Origin of the sequence: Nonomuraea guangzhouensis, from assembly GCF_019396345.1 — a bacterium.
Lineage (GTDB): Bacteria > Actinomycetota > Actinomycetes > Streptosporangiales > Streptosporangiaceae > Nonomuraea > Nonomuraea guangzhouensis.
Genome location: NZ_JAHKRM010000033.1, coordinates 112,633 through 134,083, shown reverse-complemented (window position 1 = coordinate 134,083; position 21,451 = coordinate 112,633). Strand labels below are relative to the sequence as shown.

General features: G+C 71.6%; 9 protein-coding genes. 4 read left to right on the top strand and 5 right to left on the bottom strand.

The genetic code is table 11. The annotated features are described in order from the left end of the window. Positions 1-13 precede the first annotated feature (13 nt). Genes dpgC through dpgA form a run of 3 tightly spaced genes read right to left on the bottom strand, consistent with a single transcriptional unit; the run spans position 14 to position 3,113 of the window. The gene (gene dpgC / locus KME78_RS49325) at positions 14-1,312 is read right to left on the bottom strand and encodes a (3,5-dihydroxyphenyl)acetyl-CoA 1,2-dioxygenase DpgC (protein WP_219536925.1); all 1,299 of its coding nucleotides are present in this window, start codon (positions 1,310-1,312) and stop codon (positions 14-16) included. Further along, a complete protein-coding gene (gene dpgB / locus KME78_RS49320; RefSeq protein ID WP_219536924.1) occupies positions 1,309-2,001 on the bottom strand; it encodes an enoyl-CoA-hydratase DpgB in 693 nt (230 codons plus the stop codon). Before dpgB ends, dpgC begins: the two co-directional genes overlap by 4 nt. Then, a complete protein-coding gene (dpgA, locus tag KME78_RS49315) occupies positions 1,995-3,113 on the bottom strand; it encodes a 3,5-dihydroxyphenylacetyl-CoA synthase DpgA (protein ID WP_219536923.1) in 1,119 nt (372 codons plus the stop codon). Before dpgA ends, dpgB begins: the two co-directional genes overlap by 7 nt. 535 nt (positions 3,114-3,648) lie before the next feature. On the opposite strand from dpgA, the gene KME78_RS49310 reads away from it, so the two are divergent. After that, positions 3,649-4,419, top strand: coding sequence for an AfsR/SARP family transcriptional regulator (locus KME78_RS49310; RefSeq protein WP_219536922.1), 771 nt, complete (start codon positions 3,649-3,651; stop codon positions 4,417-4,419). A 47-nt stretch (positions 4,420-4,466) separates the two neighbouring features. Here KME78_RS49310 and KME78_RS49305 read toward each other — a convergent pair whose 3' ends face one another. Together KME78_RS49305 and KME78_RS49300 are read right to left on the bottom strand one after the other, a co-directional pair. Beyond that, positions 4,467-5,783 carry an aminotransferase-like domain-containing protein gene (locus KME78_RS49305; protein WP_219536921.1) on the bottom strand — a complete coding sequence of 439 codons (1,317 nt, stop codon included), beginning with the start codon at positions 5,781-5,783 and terminating at the stop codon, positions 4,467-4,469. Positions 5,784-5,891: 108 nt separating this feature from the next. Further along, positions 5,892-6,152 (bottom strand): hypothetical protein, encoded by a 261-nt coding sequence (locus tag KME78_RS49300; RefSeq protein WP_219536949.1) that lies wholly within the window; start codon positions 6,150-6,152, stop codon positions 5,892-5,894. 25 nt (positions 6,153-6,177) lie between these two features. On the opposite strand from KME78_RS49300, the gene KME78_RS49295 reads away from it, so the two are divergent. The 3 genes from KME78_RS49295 to KME78_RS49285 are packed head-to-tail and all read left to right on the top strand — an operon-like array spanning position 6,178 to position 21,450. Beyond that, entirely contained in the window at positions 6,178-7,713 is a 1,536-nt protein-coding gene (locus tag KME78_RS49295; RefSeq protein ID WP_246653639.1) for a tryptophan halogenase family protein, read from the top strand. Continuing rightward, entirely contained in the window at positions 7,710-14,669 is a 6,960-nt protein-coding gene (locus KME78_RS49290; RefSeq protein ID WP_219536919.1) for a non-ribosomal peptide synthetase, read from the top strand. Before KME78_RS49295 ends, KME78_RS49290 begins: the two co-directional genes overlap by 4 nt. Positions 14,670-14,682: 13 nt before the next feature. Continuing rightward, positions 14,683-21,450: a non-ribosomal peptide synthetase gene (locus KME78_RS49285; protein WP_219536918.1), complete on the top strand. Its 6,768-nt coding sequence runs from the start codon at positions 14,683-14,685 to the stop codon at positions 21,448-21,450. Position 21,451 lies beyond the last annotated feature (1 nt).

Genomic DNA, 21,451 nt, shown 5'->3' with positions numbered 1-21,451 from the left:
ATCGGCTCGGTGTTCATCGGCCTGTGGCCCTCCCGGCGAAGCGGCCGGCCTTGCCCAGCACGTCATCGCTGTAGAGCCGGAGCGCCTGCTGCAGCGCGAACTCCGCCATGTAGTGGCGGAACCCCTCCTGCGGCTCCTCGGCCAGGTTCAGCATCCGCCGGTTGGGGATCACCGCGGGGCCCGCCAGCCGCGCGGCCGCCCGCGCCAGGACGGCGTCGAGGTCCGCGGGCTCCGCCACCTCGTCGACCAGCGCCCGCGCGTCGGGCTCGGTCGCCCACACCCGCCGTCCGCCCAGGATGACCTGCCGGGCCAGCCGGGGCCCGGCCACACGGGAAAGCCGGAGGTTGGCCGCCCCGGGCACGATCCCCTCCTGCGCCGCGGGCAGGCTGAGGTACGCGTCCGCCGCCGCGATGACGTGGTCGAAGACCAGCAGCAACTGCGCGCCGCCGCCTATGGCGAAGCCGTCGACCACGGCGATCCACGGCTTGCCCACGGTGGGGGAGTGCCACGACGTCTCGTGCTCCACCAGCACGCCGCGCGTCAGCTTGGCGATGTAACCGAGCTCTCTGCGCAGCAGGAAACCGACGAGCGAGATGTTCCCCGCGTGCAGGCTCTTGAGGTTGATGCCCGCGCTGAAGACCCGCCGGCCCCGGTAGCGGGGATGGGTCATCTCCCCGCCCCTGAGCACGCCGACCCGTACGGCCGGATCCAGCAGCGCCAGGTCGACGGCCGTCTCGATGTCGTCGACCTGCCGTTCGTCCTCGGCGTTGAGGCAGTCGTCCCGGCACATGGTCAGGTGGGCGACGCCATCGCGCCGCTCCATCCGCACGGAGCTCAGGTCGGCCGTCCCGGTCCGGGCGAATTCCGGCAGCAGGCCGAGTGCGCGCGGGGTCGGGCGGAGCATGGCGTCGAGCAGGTGCGAGCCCGCCTGGGCCGAACGCAGCACGGCACGCAGGAAGATGCCCTGATCGATTTCGTACCCCTCCTTGTCGGCCTGCCGCCTGTCCCGGTCCGCGTCCAGTTGCGCGGCGGTGGGCACCAGGCCGGGGAAGGCGGCCGCCGCGGCCTCGACCAGCTCCGGCAGGCGCAGGTCGAGGGTGCGGAAGGCGGTCAGCTCGTCGTAGACGGCCTCGGCGTGCGCGTCCATGAACGACGAGCGGGCCCGCCGGGCGGCGTTCTTCGCCTCGGCCGCGGACACCTGCTGCCCGGCCGAGCGGGCGGCGGGCTCCGGCAGCGCCCGCAGGATGTCGTCGGCCAGCCCGGCGGACTCGGCCAGCAGTTTGCGGGCGGCGGAGAGGTCCGGGGCCGTCATGTGTCCACCCGGGCGGTGGCCCGTCTGAGCGTGCGGTCGCAGGCGGCCAGGTGCACGCCGAGGGCGTCCTCGAAGCTGGTCATGGTGGCGTTGAGCATGAGCTGTCTGCGGATGGCCAGCTCGCTGCCGGTCACCGAGCCGGCCAGCTGGGCCACGCGGGCCCACACCTCCGCGGCGTCGTCCACCAGCTCGTCGACGAGGTGTAGGGACAGCGCCTCGGCCGCGGTGATCGGCTGCCCGAACAGCACGGTCCGGCGTGTCGGCGCGGCGCCCAGCTGCTGCGACAGCCGGTACGTCGCCATGCCCGGCCAGGTCGCCTCGGAGTCCACGGACAGCAGCAGCCGCGTGCCCGTGCCGGCCAGGCGGTAGTCGCTGGCCAGCAGCACGTCGAACGCGGCGCCGCCGCAGTCACCGGAGGCGACCGCGATGGTGGGGATGGGCAACCGCTCCAGCCGGCGCAGCGCCCGCTCCCACTTGTTGACCAGCGCGACTGTCAGGCCGTCGGTCCACGGGCCCCGCGGGGCGCCCGACACGTCGACGACGACGGCGCCCCGGCCTTCGTGGTCGTCGGCGCGGTCGCACAGCGCGGCCACCTCGCGTACCAGCTCGGCGGAGAGAGAACGGGTGCCGTCGACGCGCAGCAGGAGAGCGTCCCTGTAGGCGTCCGGAGTGAGGTCGGTGTTCACCATTGGATCAGCGCCGTCTCGATCGTCGAGCCCGGTCCCATGGTCATGAGGACGCCGTAGTCGCCCGTCTTGGTCACTAGCTCCTCCAGGAGCCGCTCGTAGGAGAACAGGAAGGATGCGCTCGACACGTTCCCGTAGTCGCGCAGCACCCCCGTGGTGTGGCGTACGTCGTGGCGGGTCAGACCCAGGTTGACGGTGACGGCGTCGATGACCTTCTTGCCGCCGGAGTGCACGAGCCAGTGCCGGACGTCGCTGCGGCGCAGGCCGGACTTGCCGAGCAGGCGGTCGACGACCTCCTCGGCGTGGGCACCTACGACATAGGGGATGTCCGGGTCGAGGAAGAAGCTGAACTTGCCCGCGGCGTCGTCCCAGTCGTAGCGCATGGCGTCCAGCGCGTCGGTGATGAGCGTGCTCTCGAAGGAGAGAATCCGCGGGCCGCGCGGCGCGGACAGCGCGTCCTCCCGCGGCCCGGCGACCAGGGCGAGCGCCGCCGCGCCGTCCCCGAACAGGCTGTTGACCACGGCCGTACGCATGGTCGAGTCGAAGACGTAGGCGGCCGAGCACGCCTCGGCGCACAGCACCACGGCCAGCTCGCCGGGATGGGCCACGCTCCAGCCGGCGGCGACGTTGAGCGCGTTGAGCCCCGCGTTGCAGCCCATGCCCACGATGTCGGAGCGGCTGCAGCCACGGTCTATCCCCAGCTCCCGGATGAGTAACGCGCTCAACCCAGGCGTCAGGAATCCCGTCGACGTGACGCAACACAGATGCCGGAGATCCGACAGCTCCGCTCCAGCGTCCTTCAAGCAGGCCGTCAGCGCGCGGCCACCCATGTCCACGGCCTGCGCCTTGTGTTTGTCCAGCAACTCTCCCTGGGACTCCATGACGCGCTTCCCGTCGGCGTCGATGGGGGGAAGGGTGAGGTGGCGCCGCTGGATGGCGCTGTTGAGGAACAGCGAGCGGATCCGGGCGTCGTCGATCGCGAACGTGTCCAGCACTTCCTGCTGGGAGTAGGAGTCGGGGGAGACGGCGGTGCCGACTCCGATCATCTGGGCCCTGTCCTGGGCCGGACTCGGGCGCTCGGCCGGAGTCGTGAGGACGTTCGCCGTGCGGATCATCGGTAGGTCCACCCCCACATGCGAGTCCTGCTGCGGGGCTTACGTCGCCCATTCATTGGTTCACCTTTCTGAGCAGCGTCGATATACTTTTCAATCGACCGGGAGGAATAAATAGAAGAATGCTCCGTCAACTGCGCGGAGTGAGTTTGCGGCGAGGCGGCTGACGCGGATCGCGTTATGTTTGCGGGAGGTCGCCGGCGCCGAGCGGTTGCGCCGGACTTAGTGAAGCGAACAACCGGGGAAAAGTCCATGCCACGGTTCTTGCGACTACCTGGACGATACGTGAACCTGGCTCACATCTGGTGGGCGGCCGTACCACAACCAGCCCTTCGCTTCCGATGGTGTTCAGTTGTTATGTGGAAATGAGACATTTCATGATTTTTTGTATTTTATTGACTTCTGATATTTGGCCACTCTAGAGTGCGAATCCGAGACCCACGGCCGGTCACGGGGGCCGGCGCGATGATCCACGTAGACGACGTGGGTGGGGGGACTCCAATGCAGAGTCCAAAAACGATCTTGACTGGGGGCAGTCATGAACTTCGCGATTCTCGGGGCGCTTGAGGTCAAGCATCCGGGTGGGAAGATCCACATCACCGCACCCAAACAGAAAAGCGTCCTCGCGACGCTCCTGCTCGACGCGGACCGTGAGGTCCCCGTCGAGCGCCTGGTGGACTACGTGTGGGACCGGCGGCCGCCGACCGCGGCCCAGACCACTCTGCAGTCCTACGTCTATCGCCTCCGGCAGCTGTTCGGTCCCATGCCGGACGTGCACCTGCAGTCGAGCGCTTCCGGGTACGCCATCGAAATCGGCTCCTGTGTGCTGGACTTGCGCTATTTCCAGGATCAGGTGACCGAGGCGCACGAGCAGATCAAAAACGGCAACAAGACCAATGCCGTGGCGGCCTTCAGAAGAGCATTGTCCGCGTGGCGGGGAAATGCGCTGGCCGGCGTTCCAGGAGATCTGATGCGTCAAGAAGCCTGTCTCCTGGACAATCAGCGCATCGCCGCGTACGAAGAATTGATGAATCTTGAACTGGATCTGGGCAACCATCGCAGGGTGATCCCCGAGCTGCACAAGGTTGTCGCTGAGTATCCATTTCACGAAGTATTCGTGGCGCAACTCGTTCTCGCGCTCTACCGGTCCGGCCGGCAGGCGGAGGCGCTGCAGAACTATGCGCTGGTCAGGCGCAGGCTCCGGGACCAGCTCGGGATAGAGCCCGGGGCGGAGCTCCAGCAGTTGCAGAAGGCGATTCTGGGACGGGTGCCGGCCTCGGAGATCACGCTCGTCTCCTGGCTTTGCTGATGATCCTGACCGGCTTGACTCTGGCCGGGGAGCTGAACGGAGCTCGCTCATCTCCCCGGCCTCCTGATCTCGGAGCGAACGAACTCGGCCAGCCGCGAGACGCCCGCCTCGATCTCGGCCGGGCTCAGATAGCTGGTCGACAGGCGGATGCCGTGGTCGTCGCCGCCCTGCGGGTAGAAGTAGCTCATCGGTGTCCAGATGACCCCGTACTCCTCGGCCGAGCGCGCCAGCGCCGCCTCGTCGGCGCGGAACGGGACCCGCAGCGTGAGGAAGAAGCCACCGCTTGGTACGTTCCAGCTGACCCCGAGCCGCTCCCGCACGTCCAAGGGGAACACGCGGTCCAGGCAGTCCAGAGTGGCGCGCATGGTGTCGGAGTAGTACGCCGCCGTCTTTTCGGTCAGGTCGGTGACCCGGCCCCCGGACTCCAGCAGCGCGCCCGCGATGGCGGCCTGGCTCAGCGACGGCGTGTTCACGGTCAGCATGCTCTTGATCTTCACCAGCTCGTCCGCGAGGAGCCCGGTACGCCCCCGCGCGTCGGTCACGACCTGGTCGGCGACGGCGAAGCCGACCCTGGCCCCGGGGAAGACCGTCTTGGAGAAGGACCCCAGGTGCACCACCCGGCGGTCCCGGTCGAGCGTCTTGATGGTCGGTAGCCGCCGGCCCGTGCTGACCAGCCGGTAAGGGCTGTCCTCGAGGATCAGCAGGTCGTGCCGCGCGGCCACCTCCAGCAGGTCCCGCCGGGCCCGCAGCGACATGGTGACCCCCGAGGGGTTGGCGTGGTCCGGGTTGACGTAGACCGCCCTGGGCCGGCGTCCCGCGGCCACCTGCTCCTGGACCGCCGCCGCGACGTCGTCGCCCGACAGGCCGTCCTCGCGCTCATGGACGGCCGCGATCTGGACGCCCAGCAGGTGCGCCGCGCCGGTGATCCCCACGTAACAGGGGCTCGGCAGGAGCAGGACGTCGTCGCGGCCGGCCATCAGCGCGCGGATCGCCAGGAACATGGCCTCCTGGCAGCCGAGGGTGACCACGATCGACTCGGCGGGCACGTCGATGTTCTCGTCCTCGCGGAGCGAGGCGGCGATCAGGTCGCGGATCTGCCCGCCGGTCGGACCGTACTGGAAGATGGCGTCCCTGATGTGCGCCGGCGAGTCTCCGCGCGCCGCCAGATGGTCCAGGTAGCGGCGGATGTAGGTGAAGATCTGCTCCACGTCGAAGAATCCGTCATAGGGCCGACCGGGGGCGAAGGAGATCGCTTCGCGATACCGGTGGGTGATCTCGTTGAGGAAGTTCATCGTGTCCATCACCGGCAGGGACACACTCGCGTGGAGGTCCTCCCGGTTGAGGTCCGCGGTCGGTGAGTTCATTTTCCCTCGGCTGCATTCCAAGACGGCGGAAAACGCCGTGCCGGCCATATGCATATTGGTGTTCTTCGCAATAGGTTCACATGGTCGGCCGAGGCTCGACAAGAGGCTTCAGTGGGCCTCCAACGAAACGCCATCGAGGCTACGGCAAATTTTCATCCGACCGCCATTGATTGCTTTTTGCGTCGCCATCATATGGGCGGTGAGCTGCGCAGACAGGTTGCTTTCAAGATATCTCTTGCGGTTTTCAGGTGCTTTATCTACAGTCACAGAGATCAGTCTGAAGTCAATCCGCTGTTTTCCGCCGAATCGTTGTTCATTCTTAAGTGAAGGGGACTCCACGATGGACCACCGGATCAGAAATGTCGTCATCCTCGGCGGTGGTACAGCGGGTTGGATGACCGCCGCGTACCTCGGCAAGGCGCTGGGCGCCGAGGTGAACGTCACCGTCCTCGAAGCCCCGTCCATCCCCCGCATCGGCGTGGGCGAGGCGACGGTGCCGAACCTGCAACGCGTGCTGTTCGACTTCCTCGGCCTGTCCGAGGAGGACTGGATGCGCGAGTGCAACGCCAGCTTCAAGATGGGCATCAAGTTCGTCAACTGGCGCACCGGCGGCCGCGGACAGGCCGGCCCCCGCCCGTTCAACGGCGGCAGCGACCACTACTACCACCTGTTCGGGCTGCTCCCGCAGCACGAACAGCTACCGCTCTCGCACTACTGGACCCTCAAGAAGCTGGCCGGCCAGACCGACGAGGAGTTCGCCTACGCCTGCTACCGCGAACCCCCGGTGCTGGACGCCAACCTCGCGCCCGCCTACCTCGACGGCGAGCGCTGGACGAACTACGCCTGGCACTTCGACGCCAACCTGGTGGCCGCGTTCCTGCGCCGCTTCTCCATCAAGGAGCAGGGCGTCAACCACGTCGAGGACGAGATGACCGAGGTGCTGTTCGACCAGCGCGGCTACATCAGCGCCTTACGCACCAAGGGCGGCCTGCTGCTCGAAGGCGACCTGTTCGTCGACTGCTCGGGGTTCCGCGGGCTGCTGATCAACCAGGCGATGCGCGAGCCGTTCCTCGACATGAGCGACTACCTGCTCAACGACCGGGCGGTCGCCACCCAGGTGCCCAACGACGACGAGGCGAACGGCGTGGAGCCGTACACCTCGGCCATCGCGATGTCGTCCGGCTGGACGTGGAAGATCCCGATGCTCGGCAGGTTCGGTGCCGGCTACGTCTACTCCAGCCGATTCGCCTCCCAGGACGAGGCGACCGAGGAGTTCTGCGGGCTGTGGGGCCTGGACCCGTCCGAGACCCCGCTGAACCACGTCCGCTTCCGCGTCGGCCGCAACCGCCGCGCCTGGGTGCGCAACTGCGTCAGCATCGGCCTGTCGTCCTGCTTCCTCGAACCGCTGGAGTCGACCGGGATCTACTTCATCACGGCGGCCATCTACCAGCTCGCCAAGCACTTCCCCGACAAGCGTTTCGATCCCATCCTGATCGACCGGTTCAACCGGGAGATCGAGGTGATGTTCGACGACTCGCGCGACTTCATCCAGGCGCACTTCTACTTCGCCCCCCGCGCGGACACCCCCTTCTGGAAGGCCAACAAGGAGCTGCAACTCGCTCCCGAGATCCAGGAGAAGATCGCGATGTACCGGGCTGGGCTGCCGGTCAACATGCCCGTGACCGACGAGAAGACCTACTACGCCAACTTCGACGCGGAGTTCCGCAACTTCTGGAACAACAGCAACTATTACTGCATCTTCGCGGGGCTCGGTTTCGTCCCCGACCACCCGATGCCCTCGCTCACTTATCAGCCCGACCTGATCAAGAGCGCGGAGCCCGTCTTCGACGGCATCAAGAAGCGTCAGCAGGAACTGCTCAGCACGCTGCCCACAACGTACGCGTACCTGCGGCAGTTGCACGGCAAGTGACCCGCCGAGCGCCCGCCGGCCGGAGAGCGGCGTCCTGTCTGCCGGACCTCTTCGCCGCCCAGGTGCGGCGCAGGCCCGACGCCACCGCGGTGGAGTCGGGAGACCTGCGGCTGTCCTACGCCCAGCTCGATGAGCGCGCCAACCGGCTCGCCCACCACCTGCTCGCCCGTGATGTGCGACCGGGGGACCTCGTCGGCCTCTGCCTCGCCAGGGGGCCGGACACGGTGGCGGGCCTGTTGGGGGTGCTGAAGGCGGGGGCGGCGTACATGCCGCTGGACCCGGCCTACCCGGCCGAGCGCCTGGCCTGGATGCTGGCCGACGCCCGCCCCCGGCTCGTGCTCACCGACCGCCGGTCGGCGCACCGGCTCCCCGGCGGTGACCGGCCGGTGCTCTCGGCGGACGAGCTCCTCGCCGACGGGCTCGCCACACCACCGCCGGTACGGATCCGGCCGGACGACCTCGCCTACCTGATCTACACCTCGGGCTCGACCGGCACCCCCAAGGGCGTGCTGGTCGAGCACCGCAGCCTCGCGCACGTCTGCGCGGCGTGGGAGGAGATGTACGGGCTGTCCGCCATGCGGCCGCGATGGGTGACCGTGAGCGGGTCGTCCGTCGACCTCTTCCTCGCCGACCTCATGCGCTCCACCCTCTTCGGCGGCACCCTCATCATCGCGCCCGACCCGGCCGTCACCGACCCGGCTCTGCTGCTCGACCTGATCGAGCGGACCGGGGCCACCGCTCTCGAAGCCATCCCCGCGCTCGCCGGCCTCCTGGCCCACGAGGCCGGCAGCCGCCCGGGCGGGCTGCTCGGGCTGGAGCTGCTCTCGGTCGGCTCGGAAGGCTGGCTGGCCGAGGACTGCCGGGCGCTGCTGGCGCGGGTGCGTCCGGCGACAACCGTGGTCAACGCTTACGGCGCCACGGAGACCACCATGGACTCGTGCGTGCACCGGCTGCCTGCGGGCGGCGTGCCTGATGTCGGTGGGTTCGCTGTGGGCGGCGTGCCGGGTGCCGGCGCGTTCGCCGCGATTGGGCGTCCGGTCGGTGCGACCACCGCGTACGTGCTCGACGGCCACCTGCGGCTCGTCGCGGACGGCGAGGTGGGCGAGCTGTTCATCGGCGGTCCCGGGGTGGCCAGGGGCTATCACGGGCGGTCGGCGCTCACCGCGCGCCGCTTCCTCGCCGACCCCTTCCGCGGCGACGGAGCCCGCATGTACCGTACGGGCGACCTGGGACGCCGCCGGGAGGACGGCGAGCTCGAATACCTCGGCCGGCTGGACGACCAGATCCAGGTCAACGGTTTCCGGGTCGAGCCAGGCGAGATCGAGAACGCACTCGTCCGCCATCCCGGCATCACCCGGGCCGTGGTGGCGGCCCGAGAGCCCGGACGACGGCTGGCGGCGTACGTCGTCCCCGCAGCCGACACGCCCCCGCCCGGCCGGCACGAACTCCGCGAGTTCCTCGCCGCCTGGCTCCCCGACCGGATGATCCCGGCCGAGTTCGTCGTCTTGGACCGACTCCCGCTCCTCCCCAACGGCAAGATCGACCGATCCGCACTGCCCGCCCCGACACGACCCGCCCGCACGAACCGCAAAGGTCCGCCCGCTGCGGCGGACCGTGCTGGGTCGCCCGCCACGGCGGACCGTGCCGGGCCGGGGGGCGCGTCGGTGCGAACGGAGATCGAGGCCGCTCTCTTGGGCATCTGGGCCGAGGTCTTCGGCGGAGATGACCTCGGCACCGAGGAGAGGTTCTTCGACGCCGGCGGCGACTCCATCCTGGCGATGAGGCTTCTTGCCCGAGTCCGTGCCGATCTCGGGGTCGCTCTGCCGTACCGGGCGATCTTCGATCACCCGTCGGTCGCCGAGCTCGCGCGGGAGATCTCGCGCGCGGCGCGCGGCGAGGACGAGATGCGCCTCCCCGAGCATGAGGACAGCGAGGACAGCGAGGACAGCGAGGACACAGCGCCCGTTCCCTTGTCACCGCCGCAGCGGCGGCTGTGGTTCCTGCACCGCTACCGGCCGGACGCCGGCTACACCGTGGGAAAGGTCCTGCGGCTGAGCGGACCGCTGGACGCGGCCGCCCTGGCCGCCGCGGCGACCGCGCTGGTCGCGCGGCACGAGGCGCTGCGCACGACGTTCGATCCGGCGGACGGCGAGGGCGCGCAGGTCGTGCACCCACCGAGGGAGGTACGCCCCGAAGTCACGGACCTGACCAGACTGCCCGCGCCGGAACGGGAACACGAGCTCGACCGTCTCCTCCGTACGGACCTGGGACGGGTCTTCGACCTCACAGCCGGACCACCGCTGCGCCTGCGGCTGATCCGGCTGGCTGACGACGACAACGTGCTGGCGATCACGATGCACCACATCGTCACCGACGACTGGTCGCAGGAGGTGCTCCTGGACGAACTCGGCGCCTGCTACGCGGCCGTCCTCCGGGGCACGCCGCCACGGCTGTCGCCGCTGCCCGCCCGCTACGCCGACTTCGCCCGATGGAGCCGGCGTCCGCGTGCCGTACACGACGATCAGCTGGCCTACTGGCGGCAGCGGCTCGCCGGGATGACGTCGACGGCGCTGCCCCATGACCGGCCCGTCCCGGCCGAGCCGAGCGGGGCGGGGGACGCGGTGCGGATCACGGTGCCGCCCGCCGTCGTCGAGCGCCTGCGGCGGCTCGGCAGGTCCCGCCGTACGACCCTGTCCACCACGCTGTTCGCGGCCTGCCACGCGCTGCTGGCCCGGTGGTCCGGCACGCCCGACGTGGTGACCGGCACGGTGGTGTCCGGCCGCGACCGGCCTGAGTGGGAGGACGTCGTCGGCTGCTTCGTCAACACCGTCGTGCTGCGCTGCCGCGTCGAGGAGACGGGGTCGTTCGCCGACTGCCTCGATGACATGCGCCGTACGGTGCTGGAGGCCGTCGCCAACTCCGGCGTCCCGTTCGAGCGCGTCGTCGACGACCTGCGGCCGCGGCGCGTGCCAGGACGGACCCCGCTGATCAACGCCCTGCTCGTGACGCAGAACGCGCCCGCGCGTGCGCGCCACTTCCCCGGCCTGCGGGTCGAGGACGTCGAGCCGGCCGAGGTGGTCTCACCCTTCGACCTCACGATCGAGTTCCGCGAGATCGAGGCGGGGATGCGCGTGGCGGTGGTCTACAGCAAGGACCTGTTCGAACGGGGCACGATCGAGCACCTCGCCACCGGCCTGTCGGCGCTGCTGGCCGCCGTCGCGTGTGACCCGGACCGGCCGCTGCGTGCCGTTCTGGACGACGAGGCCGAGATGCGCGGCCCGCGGCTCGGGCCCGGTGCGGTGGAGTCCGTGCTGGCCCGCCACCCTGCCCTGGCCGAGGCCCGGGTGGTGCCGAGCCCGGCTTCCGCGAGCGACCTGGTCGGCTACGTGGTGCCCAAGCCCGGCCTCGACGCGCCGGCTCCCATGGTCCTGTCCAGGTTCGTGGGTTCCGTCCTGCCGGAGCGGCTGGTGCCGTCGGCGTTCGTGGTCCTCGACGCCCTGCCGACCGACTTCGGCGAGCTGCCCCAGCCGAAGGAGCGGCCCGATGTCCGGTACGTCGCCCCTCGCACCCCGGTCGAGCGGGCGCTGGCCGCGGTCTGGGCCGAGACGCTGGGGCTGGCCCGGGTCGGGGTGGAGGACAACTTCTTCGAGCTGGGTGGCGACTCCATCACCGGTATCCAGCTCGTCACCAGCGCGGGTCGTGCGGGCTTGCGCTTCACGGCGAGGGATCTGTTCGAGCACCAGTCGATCCACCGCCTGGCCGAATCGGCCGTCACCTTCACCGACCCCGCCTGCGATATGCCGGCATCCGTGCCACCGCCGCCAACCGGTGCCGGTGCCGGCGTCGGCGTCGGCGCGCGGACTGCCGTGTCGCTTCCGGCCGCCGACGTCGAGGACGTGTTCCCGCTCACCCCCGTACAAGCCGGCCTCCTCTACCACTCCCTGGCCGACCGGGACTTCGACGTCTATGCCCGGCGGCTCACGGTGACGATCGAGGCGGACGGCGGGATCGACGTGCGGGCGCTCGGCCGGGCCTGGCAGCATGTCGTGGACCGTCACCCGGCCCTGCGCAGCACGGCCCACTGGGAGGGGTACGACGAGCCAGTTCAGGCGGTGCACCGGGCGTTCACCCTCCCCATCGCCTATCTCAACGGGGCGGGCGCGGCGATCGGCGGCGACCTGCGCGCTTCCCCGCGGACGCGGCTGGCCATGGAACGCCTGTCAGACCGTCGCGTCCGGGTGGTGTGGAGCACGCATCACCTCTTCGTCGACGGCTGGAGCCTGTCCCAGGTCCTGTCCGAGGTCCTGACCGCCTACGGCGCGATCTCCGCGGGCGGTCAGCCGGACGCCACGCCCGCTCCGGCCTTCCGTGCCTACGCCGACTGGCTGGGCGGCCACGACCAGAGCGGCGCGATGGAGTACTGGCGCGCCGTCATGGCGGGGTTCGACTCCCCGACGCCGCTGCCGTGCGACCGGCCGCCGGTCCCGGGGCGCACCGTGCGGTCGGTCAGGGACGTCACGGTCCGGCTGGGGGCGGATCGGTACGAGGAGGCGCGGGTCTTCGCGCGGCGGCACCGGCTGACCCTCAACACCATCGTCCGGGCCGCGTGGGCGCTGCTGCTGTCCCGTTACGGAGAAGGCGTCGACGACGTGGTCTTCGGAGCGACGGCGGCGGCCAGACCCGCCGAACTGCCGGGCGCCGACGCGATCGTGGGCCTCATGATCAACACTCTGCCCGTCAGGGTGCGCGTGGACGGCGGCGCTCCGGTGGCGGTGTGGCTGCGGTCGATCCAGGACCGGCAGACGGCGGCGGCCGCGTTCGGCCACCTTCCGCCGTCGTGGCACCAGGAGAACAGTGGACTGCCCCCGGGGGTCGCACTGTTCGACACGGCCGTCGCGTTCGACAACCTGCCCGCTGATCCGCTCGCGCTGAGCGGGGGCGGGCTCCGCGTCGTGCACGCCGACGCGGACAACACCACGAACTACCCGCTCGGCCTGGTGTGCCATACCGAGGGCGACCTGGTGATGCGGCTCTGCTACGACCCCTGCCTCTTCGACGACGGCACCGCGCGACGGCTGGCGGCGCATCTGCGCGCGCTGATCGGCGAGTTGATCGCGGATCCGGAGCGGCCCCTGTCCCTGGTGGACCTGCTGAACCCGGGGGAGCACCGGACCTTGACCGACACCTGGACCCGCCCGCGAGCCACGCCGGAGGCGCCGGTGTGCGCGACCGAGCTGTTCGCCAGGCAGGTGCGGAACGCGCCGGCAGCGGCGGCGGTGCTGTTCGAGGACCAGAGCCTGACCTACGCCGAGCTGGACCGGCGATCCGACAAGCTGGCGCACCACCTGGCCCGGCAGGGTGTGGGCCCGGAGGTGACCGTGGGCCTCGCGCTGCGACGCGGCGTGAACCTCGCCGTCGCCGTACTCGGCGTCCTGAAGGCGGGCGGCGCCTACCTCCCGCTGGACCTCGCCTACCCCGCCGAGCGGCTCCGCTGGATGCTCCGGGACTCCGGTGCGGCACTGCTGATCACCGACGCCGACTGTCTGGATCAGGTGGTCCCGGTGGTGTGCCTGGACCGGGACGGCCCGTTGATCGAACAGGCACCCGCCCACCCTCCGCGAACCCCGGTGCGCCCCGGCGGCGCGGCCTACGTGATCTACACCTCCGGCTCGACCGGGCGGCCGAAGGGCGTGGTCGTCACCCACGCCGGGATGGCCGGCCTGCTCGAAACCTACCAGGCCTTGGGCGCGGGCCCCGGCAGCCGTGTGCTGCAGTTCGCCTCGCCGAGCTTCGACGCCGCGTTCTGGGAGCTGAGCATGGCGCTCCTCACCGGAGCGACCCTGGTGATGGCCCCGCCCGAGCGGCTGCTGCCCGGCGCGCGGCTGTCGGAGCTGGTCGCCGACGCCGGGGTGACCCACCTGACCGTGCCGCCCGCCCTGCTGGCGCTGCTGCGGCCGGGCTGCCTGCCCCAGGACGTCCGGGTGGTCGTCGCGGGCGAGGCGTGCCCGCCGGAGCTGGCCGGAGAGTGGGCCACGCGCCACCGGATGGTCAACGCCTACGGGCCGACGGAGACGACCGTGTGCGCGACCATGAGCGAGCCGCTGTCCGGCCGCGGTCCGGTGCCCATCGGACGGGCGATCGCCGGTCGCCAGGTGTACGTGCTCGACCGTGAGCTGCGTCCGGCGCCCGTGGGGGTGCCGGGTGAGTTGTTCGTCTCCGGTCCCGGCCTGGCCAGGGGCTACCACGGCCGGTCCGCCCTGACCGCGGAGCGGTTCGTCGCCTGCCCGTTCGGCGAGCCGGGAGCGCGCATGTACCGGACGGGCGACCTGGTCCGCTGGTCGTCCGACGGCGAACTGCACTTCGTCGGCCGGGCCGACGACCAGGTCAAGGTGCGTGGTTTCCGCGTCGAACCAGGCGAGGTCGAGGGGGCACTGTCCCGGCACGCCGCGGTCGCCCAGGCCGTCGTGGCCGCGTACGGCGACGGCGCGGCCAGGCGGCTCATCGCGTACCTGGTGCCGGGACGGTCACCGGCCCCGGACGACGGTGAGCTGCGCGACCACCTTCGCGCCGGGCTGCCGGGTCAGCTGGTTCCGTCGCAGTTCGTGTGGCTCGATCGGCTGCCCCTGACCAGGAACGGCAAGATCGACCGCCGCGCGCTGCCCGAACCGGGGCTCGGCCCGGCCGAGCCCCGGGCGCTGCCCAGGACCGACGCCGAGCACGTGGTCGCCGGGCTCTGGACGGAGATCCTCGGCGGGGACGGGCGGCCGGACGTCCGCCGGAAGTTCTTCGAGTGCGGCGGCTCCTCCCTCACGCTCGTACGGCTCAGCGGCCGCCTGAGCGAAGTGGCGGGGACCGAGGTCCCGGTCTCGGACCTGCTGGAGCACTCCACCATCGAGGCCATGGCCAGGTTGATCGGAGGACGCCGTGCCGACCCGGCCGGGGACCACGAGCTTTGAGACGGGAGGCGCTATGGGACGGGAGCCTGTGGCCGTCATCGGGCTGGCGCTCGCCCTGCCCGGCGCGGACGACCTGCGATCCCTGCACGAGAACCTCTGGCACGGGCGGATCAATATCGGCCCGCCGGGACCCCTCCGGGTCCAGGCGACCGCGGACGGCCATCCCGACGGCGGTTACCTGGACCGCGTCGACCTGTTCGACCACGCCTTCTTCGGGATCTCGCTGGGCGAGGCCGAGGCGATGGACCCGGGCCAGCGGCTCGGCCTGCCCCTCGTCCACCGCGCGATCGAGAACGCCGGCTACGCGCCGGCGGCCTTACGCGGATCGAACACCGCGGTGATCGTCAGCGCGTCGAGCCGGGACTGCCCACCCCCCGACGACCCGCATGCGATCTTGGGAACGATGCCGGCGGCCGCGGCGGCACGCATCGCCTACGTGTTCGACCTCACGGGCCCGGCCCTGGTCGTGGACACCGCCTGCAGCGGCAGCCTGGCCGCGCTCGCGCTCGCCGTGGACAAGCTGCGTGACGGACGGGCCGATCTGGCCATCGCCGGAGGGATCGGCGTCCACCAGGCAGAGCCGGGTGACGCCCTGCGCGGGGTCGAGTCGCCCGACGGGGTGTGCCGCCCGTTCGACGCCACGGCCAACGGCACCGTGGGCGGCGAGGGAGGCGGGTTCGTCGTCCTGAAGCGCCTGAGCGACGCGCTGACCGACCGCGACGTCATCCACGCGGTGCTGCGCGGCGTCGCGGTGAACCAGAACGGCTCCCGCGCCACCAGCATGAGCGCCCCGAGCCGGCGGGCCCAGGCGGACGTGATCCGCGCCGCCTGGCGGGACTCGGGCATCGAACCGGCCACGATCGGCTTCGTCGAATGCCACGGCTCGGGGACGGAGCTGGGCGACCTGGTCGAGGTGGACGGGTTGCTGCGGACCTTCACCGGGGTGGCGCCGCTGGAGATCGGCACGGTGAAGGCCAACATCGGACACCTGGACCACGCCTCCGGCATCGCCGGCCTGTTCAAGGCGATCGCCGGTCTGCGGTACGGCGCGCTCTACCCCACCCCGCGCTTCGAGACCCCCAACGCGCTGCTCGCGGACACCGACACGGTACGGGTGAGCACCCGCGCGCGTCCCTGGCCGGGGCCGCGCCGGGCCGGGCTCAGCTCGTACGGGATCACCGGCACGAACGTGCACGCGGTCGTGGAGCAGCCGCCGGAGCCCGCCGCCCCGCCGCGGGAAGGCCCTGTTCACCTCGTCACCGTCTCGGCGGTGTCACGCGCCGCGCTCGAACGCCGCATCCAGCAGCTGACCGACTTCCTGCGGAAAACCGAGCACGGACTGCCCGAGGTGGCGCACGCGCTCAACCGGGGCCGCGACGACCACCCGTACCGCTGGGCGGGCACGGCACGCGACAAGGCGGGCCTGCTCGCGGCGCTGAGCACGGCGCGGCTCCCCGATCGGGCGGTGGCCAGGGACGTGCCGGTCGTCATGCTGTTCCCCGGTGATGGTCAGGTCGAGGACGCCGCCTGGGCCGGCCTGCGTACGGACTTCCCCGCCCTGCCCGCCGCGGCCGGCGAAGCGCCCGGCGGTCGCCTGTTCGCCCGGCAGCACGCCCTCTACCGGCTGCTTCGCTCGCTCGGTCTGACGGAATCCGGGCTGGCCGGCTCGGGGGTGGGCAACCTGGTCGTCCGCGTGGCGCGCGGTCGGCTCCCCGCGGCCGAGGCGATGCGCGAGGCGGCCGGTTCGCCGCTCACCGACGCGGTCGACGCGGCCGGGCTGGAGCGCGCCGTACGCGGCTTCACCAGGGACAACGCCGTGCTCCTCGCCATGGCGCCGGGCACGCTGACCCGGGAGATCTCGCGGCTGGCTCCGGAGCTGCCGATGGTCGATCCGCCGGCGGAGGGAGTGCTCGCCGCGCTCGGCAGGCTGTATGAGCTGGGAGCGGCCATCGACTGGGAGCGCCACTACGCGGACATGCGGATCCCCCGGGTCGAGGTGCCCACCTATCCGTTCGAGCCGGTGTCCTGCCGGACCCGGCCGCCCCGCACACCACCCCTGCTTCCGCCCGGAGACGACGTCGAGGAGCACGTGGCGGCCATCTGGGCCGAGGTGCTGAAGAGCGGTCCCCTCGGGCCCGCGGCGGACTACTTCCAGCTCGGCGGGACGTCGATCGCGGGCATCACCGTGCTGCGCGAGCTGGAGCGGCGCTTCGGCGTCCACCTCGGCTTCGCCGACCTGTACGAGCGCCGCACAGTGCGGGAGCTGGCCGCGGTCGTCCGGGATCGGCGCACGACCGCGCCCGGGGACGCCGGCTGGGCGATAGCCCGGGTGCCGCGCGGCGGGCGGCTGCCGCTCTCCTACAACCAGGAGCAGCTGTGGTACCTGGACCGGCTGAACCCCGGCGGCTCGCTGTACAGCATCCCCGGAGCGCTGCGCTACCACGGGCCGCTGGACCCGGCCGCCTTCGAGGGGGCGCTGCGCGACCTGGTCGACCGGCATGAAGTGTTGCGCGTCCGTGTACCGGACGACGACGGCGTGCCGTACGCGCTGGCCGACACCATGCCCCGGCTGAAGGTGATCGACCTGCGCCCGCTCCCGGCGGAGGAGCGCGAGCGCCAGGCGGCGGCGCTCATGCGCGAGGAAGCCGGCACGCCTTTCGACCTGGGACGGGGCCCGCTGTTCCGCGCGACCCTGGTCGAGCTGGCCGGTGACGACCACCTGCTCCTGTACACCTGGCATCACATCGTGTTCGACGGCTGGTCCCCGTCGGTGTTCTTCGCCGACCTGGCCGAGCTCTACGACGCCCGCCTGCACCGGCGGGCGCCGGACCTGGTCCCGCTGCCCGCCCAGTACGCCGACTTCGCCGCCTGGCAGCGATCCCGGTTGACGGGCGAGCGGCTGGTGCGGGGGCTGACGTACTGGCGTGCGCGGCTGGCGGACGCGCCGTTCCACGAGCTGCCCCTCGACCGGCCCCGCGGGCAGGTGGAGTCGCATGCCGGGGATCTCGTCGAGTTCACGCTGGACGCGCGGCTCACCGAGCAGCTGAGGACGTTCAGCAGGCGGGAGGGGGTGACGACGTTCGTCACCATGCTCGCCGTGCTCGACGTCGCGTTGTACCTGTGGACGGGACAGGAGGACGTGGTGGTGGGCGCCGCCACCTCCGGCCGGGTCAACCCCGCCACTCACGACATGATCGGCTACTTCAACAACGTGCTGCCGTTCCGCACCCGAGTGCGCGGTGACCTCGGCCTGCGCGACCTGGTCCGGCGGTGCGCGGACACCGTCGCGGGCGCCCTCGATCACGAGGAGGTCCCGCTCTCCAGGATCGTCGCCGAGCTCGCGCCGCGCCGGGATCCCGCCCGGCATCCTCTGTTCAGCGTGGGCTATTCGTACCAGAACGCCCCGGCGCACCCGGCCGCGCTCCCCGGCTTGGGGCCGCCGTCGAACGGGCAGTCGGCCACCGGCATCGCGCCGGGCACCAGCAAGGTGGACCTCACCTTCGGCGTCAGCGACGAGGAGCCGGACGCGATGACCGGCTACCTGGAGTACGCCGTCGACCTGTTCGATCGGGGCACGGCGCGGCGGCTGGCGGACCTCTTCCAGCAGGTGGCGACGGCCGCGGTGGCCGAGGGCGACAGGCGCGTGGACGAACTGGTCCCCGGGTGGCACAGGCCCGGCCCCGGCAACGGCGAGCGGTCCGCGCGCGAAGACGACCGGTCGGTGTGTGCGGCGGTCGAGGCGCACGCGGCGGAGCGTCCCGATCATCCCGCCGTGGTCACCGGCGCGGGTGGCCGGTCCTACCGCGAGGTCGACGAGCGGGCCGACCGGCTCGCTCGGCGGCTGGTCGCGGCCGGGGTGGGAGCGGGGAGCATCGTGCCGGTCATCGCGAGACGCGGCGCCGGGCTCGTGATCGGCTGGCTCGCCGTGCTCAAGGCGGGCGCCGCCTTCGCGCCGCTCGACCCGGCGGCGCCGGCCGCGCGTCTGGAGTCGATCCTGACCGAGCTCGACGCGCCGGTCCTGCTCACCGACGGCCACGCCGCACCCTGGTCCGCGCCGGGCAAGCGGCTGACGATCGAGGAGCCCGACGCCGGGTGCGCCGACGCCGCGCCCCCGGGAGCCCCCGCCGCGCCGGAGGCCCTCGCCTATGTCGCCTTCACCTCTGGATCAACCGGCCGCCCGCACGGCTGCGCGGTCGAGCATCGGGGGCTGCTCAACCTCCTCCGCTGGTACGGCGAGACGACCGGCCTGTCGCCGGCCGACCGCGTCGCCCAGCTGATCTCCCCGGGGTTCGACGCGGCGATCATGGAGATCCTCGCCGCTCTGTACCACGGAGCCACGATCCACGTCGGCGACCCGCTGCAGACGCCGGCGGCGGTGTCGCGCTGGATGGACGAGCGGCGGATCACGGTGGCGGGCATCCCCGCGCCGATGGCGGAGCTGGTCCTGGCCGAACCATCCGTTCCGGCGGAGACGAGCCTGCGGGTCCTGGTCACCGGCGGAGATCGGCTGCGCGTCCGCCCGTCCCGCGGGGTGCCGTTCCGTGTGCTCAACATGTACGGCCCCACGGAGTGCGCGGTGACCGCCACCTGCGAGGAGGTGGCCGCCACCGGAGACGCGCTGCCCGGCATCGGCACCCCGATCACCGGCACCACGGCGTACATCCTGAATCAGGCGGGCCACCCGGTGCGGGGGACAGAGGCGGGGGAGCTGTGCCTGGGCGGCGCGGGCGTCGGGCGCGGCTACCACGGCCGCCCCGCGCTCACCGCCTCCCGGTTCGTGCCGGACCCGTTCGCCGCGCGGCCAGGCGCCCGCATGTACCGCACCGGCGACCTGGCCCGCCCGCGCGGGGACGGGACGATCGAGTTCCTGGGGCGCGCCGACGACCAGGTCCAGATCCGCGGCCATCGCGTGGAACCGGCCGAGCTCGAACGGGTGCTGCTCGCCCACCCGCAGGTCTCCCAGGCGGCGGTGATCACCGAGGACGGGCCGGGCGGGCCCCGGCTGGTCGCCCACGTAGCGGGCGACAGGACGCCGACCGAGCCGGAGCTGCTCGCGTGGGCGGCGCGTGATCTCCCGGACCACCTGCTGCCCACGCGCGTGGCCGGCCACGAACGGCTGCCCACGACGGCGAACGGCAAGCTCGACCGCACCACGCTGAAGCGCACCACACTGAGGGGAACGGAGACACCGATGAGCACGGTCAGGACCGGGGCCACCAACGGGAAGGCCCGGGCCGGCGAGTCCGGCGAGGCCGAGCGCCTCCTCGGGAAGATCATGGCCGAGCTGCTCGGCCGCGAGCACATGCCGTCCGACGTGGGGTTCTTCACGCTCGGCGGCGACTCCGTGCTGAGCGTGGCCGTCGCCGCCCGCGCCGCCAGGGCGGGACTGGAGATCACTCCGCAGGACGTACTACTGCATCAGACTCCCAGGGCGCTCGCCACGGCGGCGATGGGAAACGCCGTGCCCGAATCCTACCCCGACGAGAAGATCCCCCTGACACCGCTCATCCACGGGATGCTGGACAGCACCGGCGGCGACGTGGCCGACTTCGTGTCGGCGGAGGTGCTGGAGATCGCGCCCGGCGTGCGGGCCGGGGCACTCCGTACGGCGCTGGAGCACCTCGTCGAGCTGCACGAGCCGCTGCGTTACCGCCTGCGCCGCAACAGTCTGGGCTGGTGGATGGAGTGCGCGGCGTCCGAGACCGCTCACCTCTTCGACACCAGGGTCCTGCCGCCGTCGGAGGGCGCGGAACCGGCCGTGCTGGAGGCCGACAAGGACGAGCTGATCGCCGGTCTCGACGTCGGCCGGGGTCCGCTGGTCAGGGCGCGCTTCTACGACCGCGGGCCGAGCCGGGCGGGCATCCTCGTGCTGGCGATCCACCATTTCGCCTTCGACCACGTCTCGGCCGTCCCCCTCCTGGAGGACTTGAACGCGGCCCTGGCCGACATCGCGGCGACCGGGCGCCCGCAGCCCGCCCAGCGACCGCCCGCCTGGCGCGACTGGGCCAAGCACCTGGTGGCCATGGCGCAGTCCGACGAACTCGCGGGCGAACTGGCGTACTGGACGGCCGTGCTGGCGGCCGGAGAGTCCCACGTGGCGCCCACCCAGGGGCTTGCCGCCGCGCAAGGCGAACGCCCGGAGCCAGGCGTGGTCACCCGCGTCATCAGCCAGGTCGCGCCGGTGCTCAGGGTGAGCGGGCCGGCCGGTCGGGCGGCGGCGCTGTGCGCGGTGGCCTGCGCGTGGGCCCGCTGGCGCGACGGCGAAGACGCCTACCTCATGACGGTCGGCCACGGTACGCCGAACGTGTTCCGGCCGGTGGACCGCTCACGCTCGCTCGGCTGGTTCACCAACGGCTATCCGCTGCTCCTTCCGGTGGGCGGGGGCACGGACGTACGCGGCGCGATGGGAGCCGTCACGGACACCCTCGACTCGGTGCCCAACGACGGCGTCGGATACGGGATCCTGCGGCACCTGAGCCCGCGCTCGCCCGCCGTGGCCGGACTCCGCGCCCTGCCCGAGCCGCAGGTGCTGGTCGAACACACCGCGAGCGGCGGCGACACCATCGACCTGGGTGGCGGTCCGGCGTCGATCCGCGCCACCCCTCTCATGGTCCGGCACCGCTCGCTCCTGGAACACGTGCCGATCGCCGTCTCCAGCGCCGTCAGGGGAGATTCGCTGTACGTCCACGTCGCCCACCACGGCGGCCTCGCCGGCGAGGACATGGAGTCGCTGGCCGGGCATCTGTCCGACACCTTCACCGAGCTGGGCAGGGGGCGCTGAG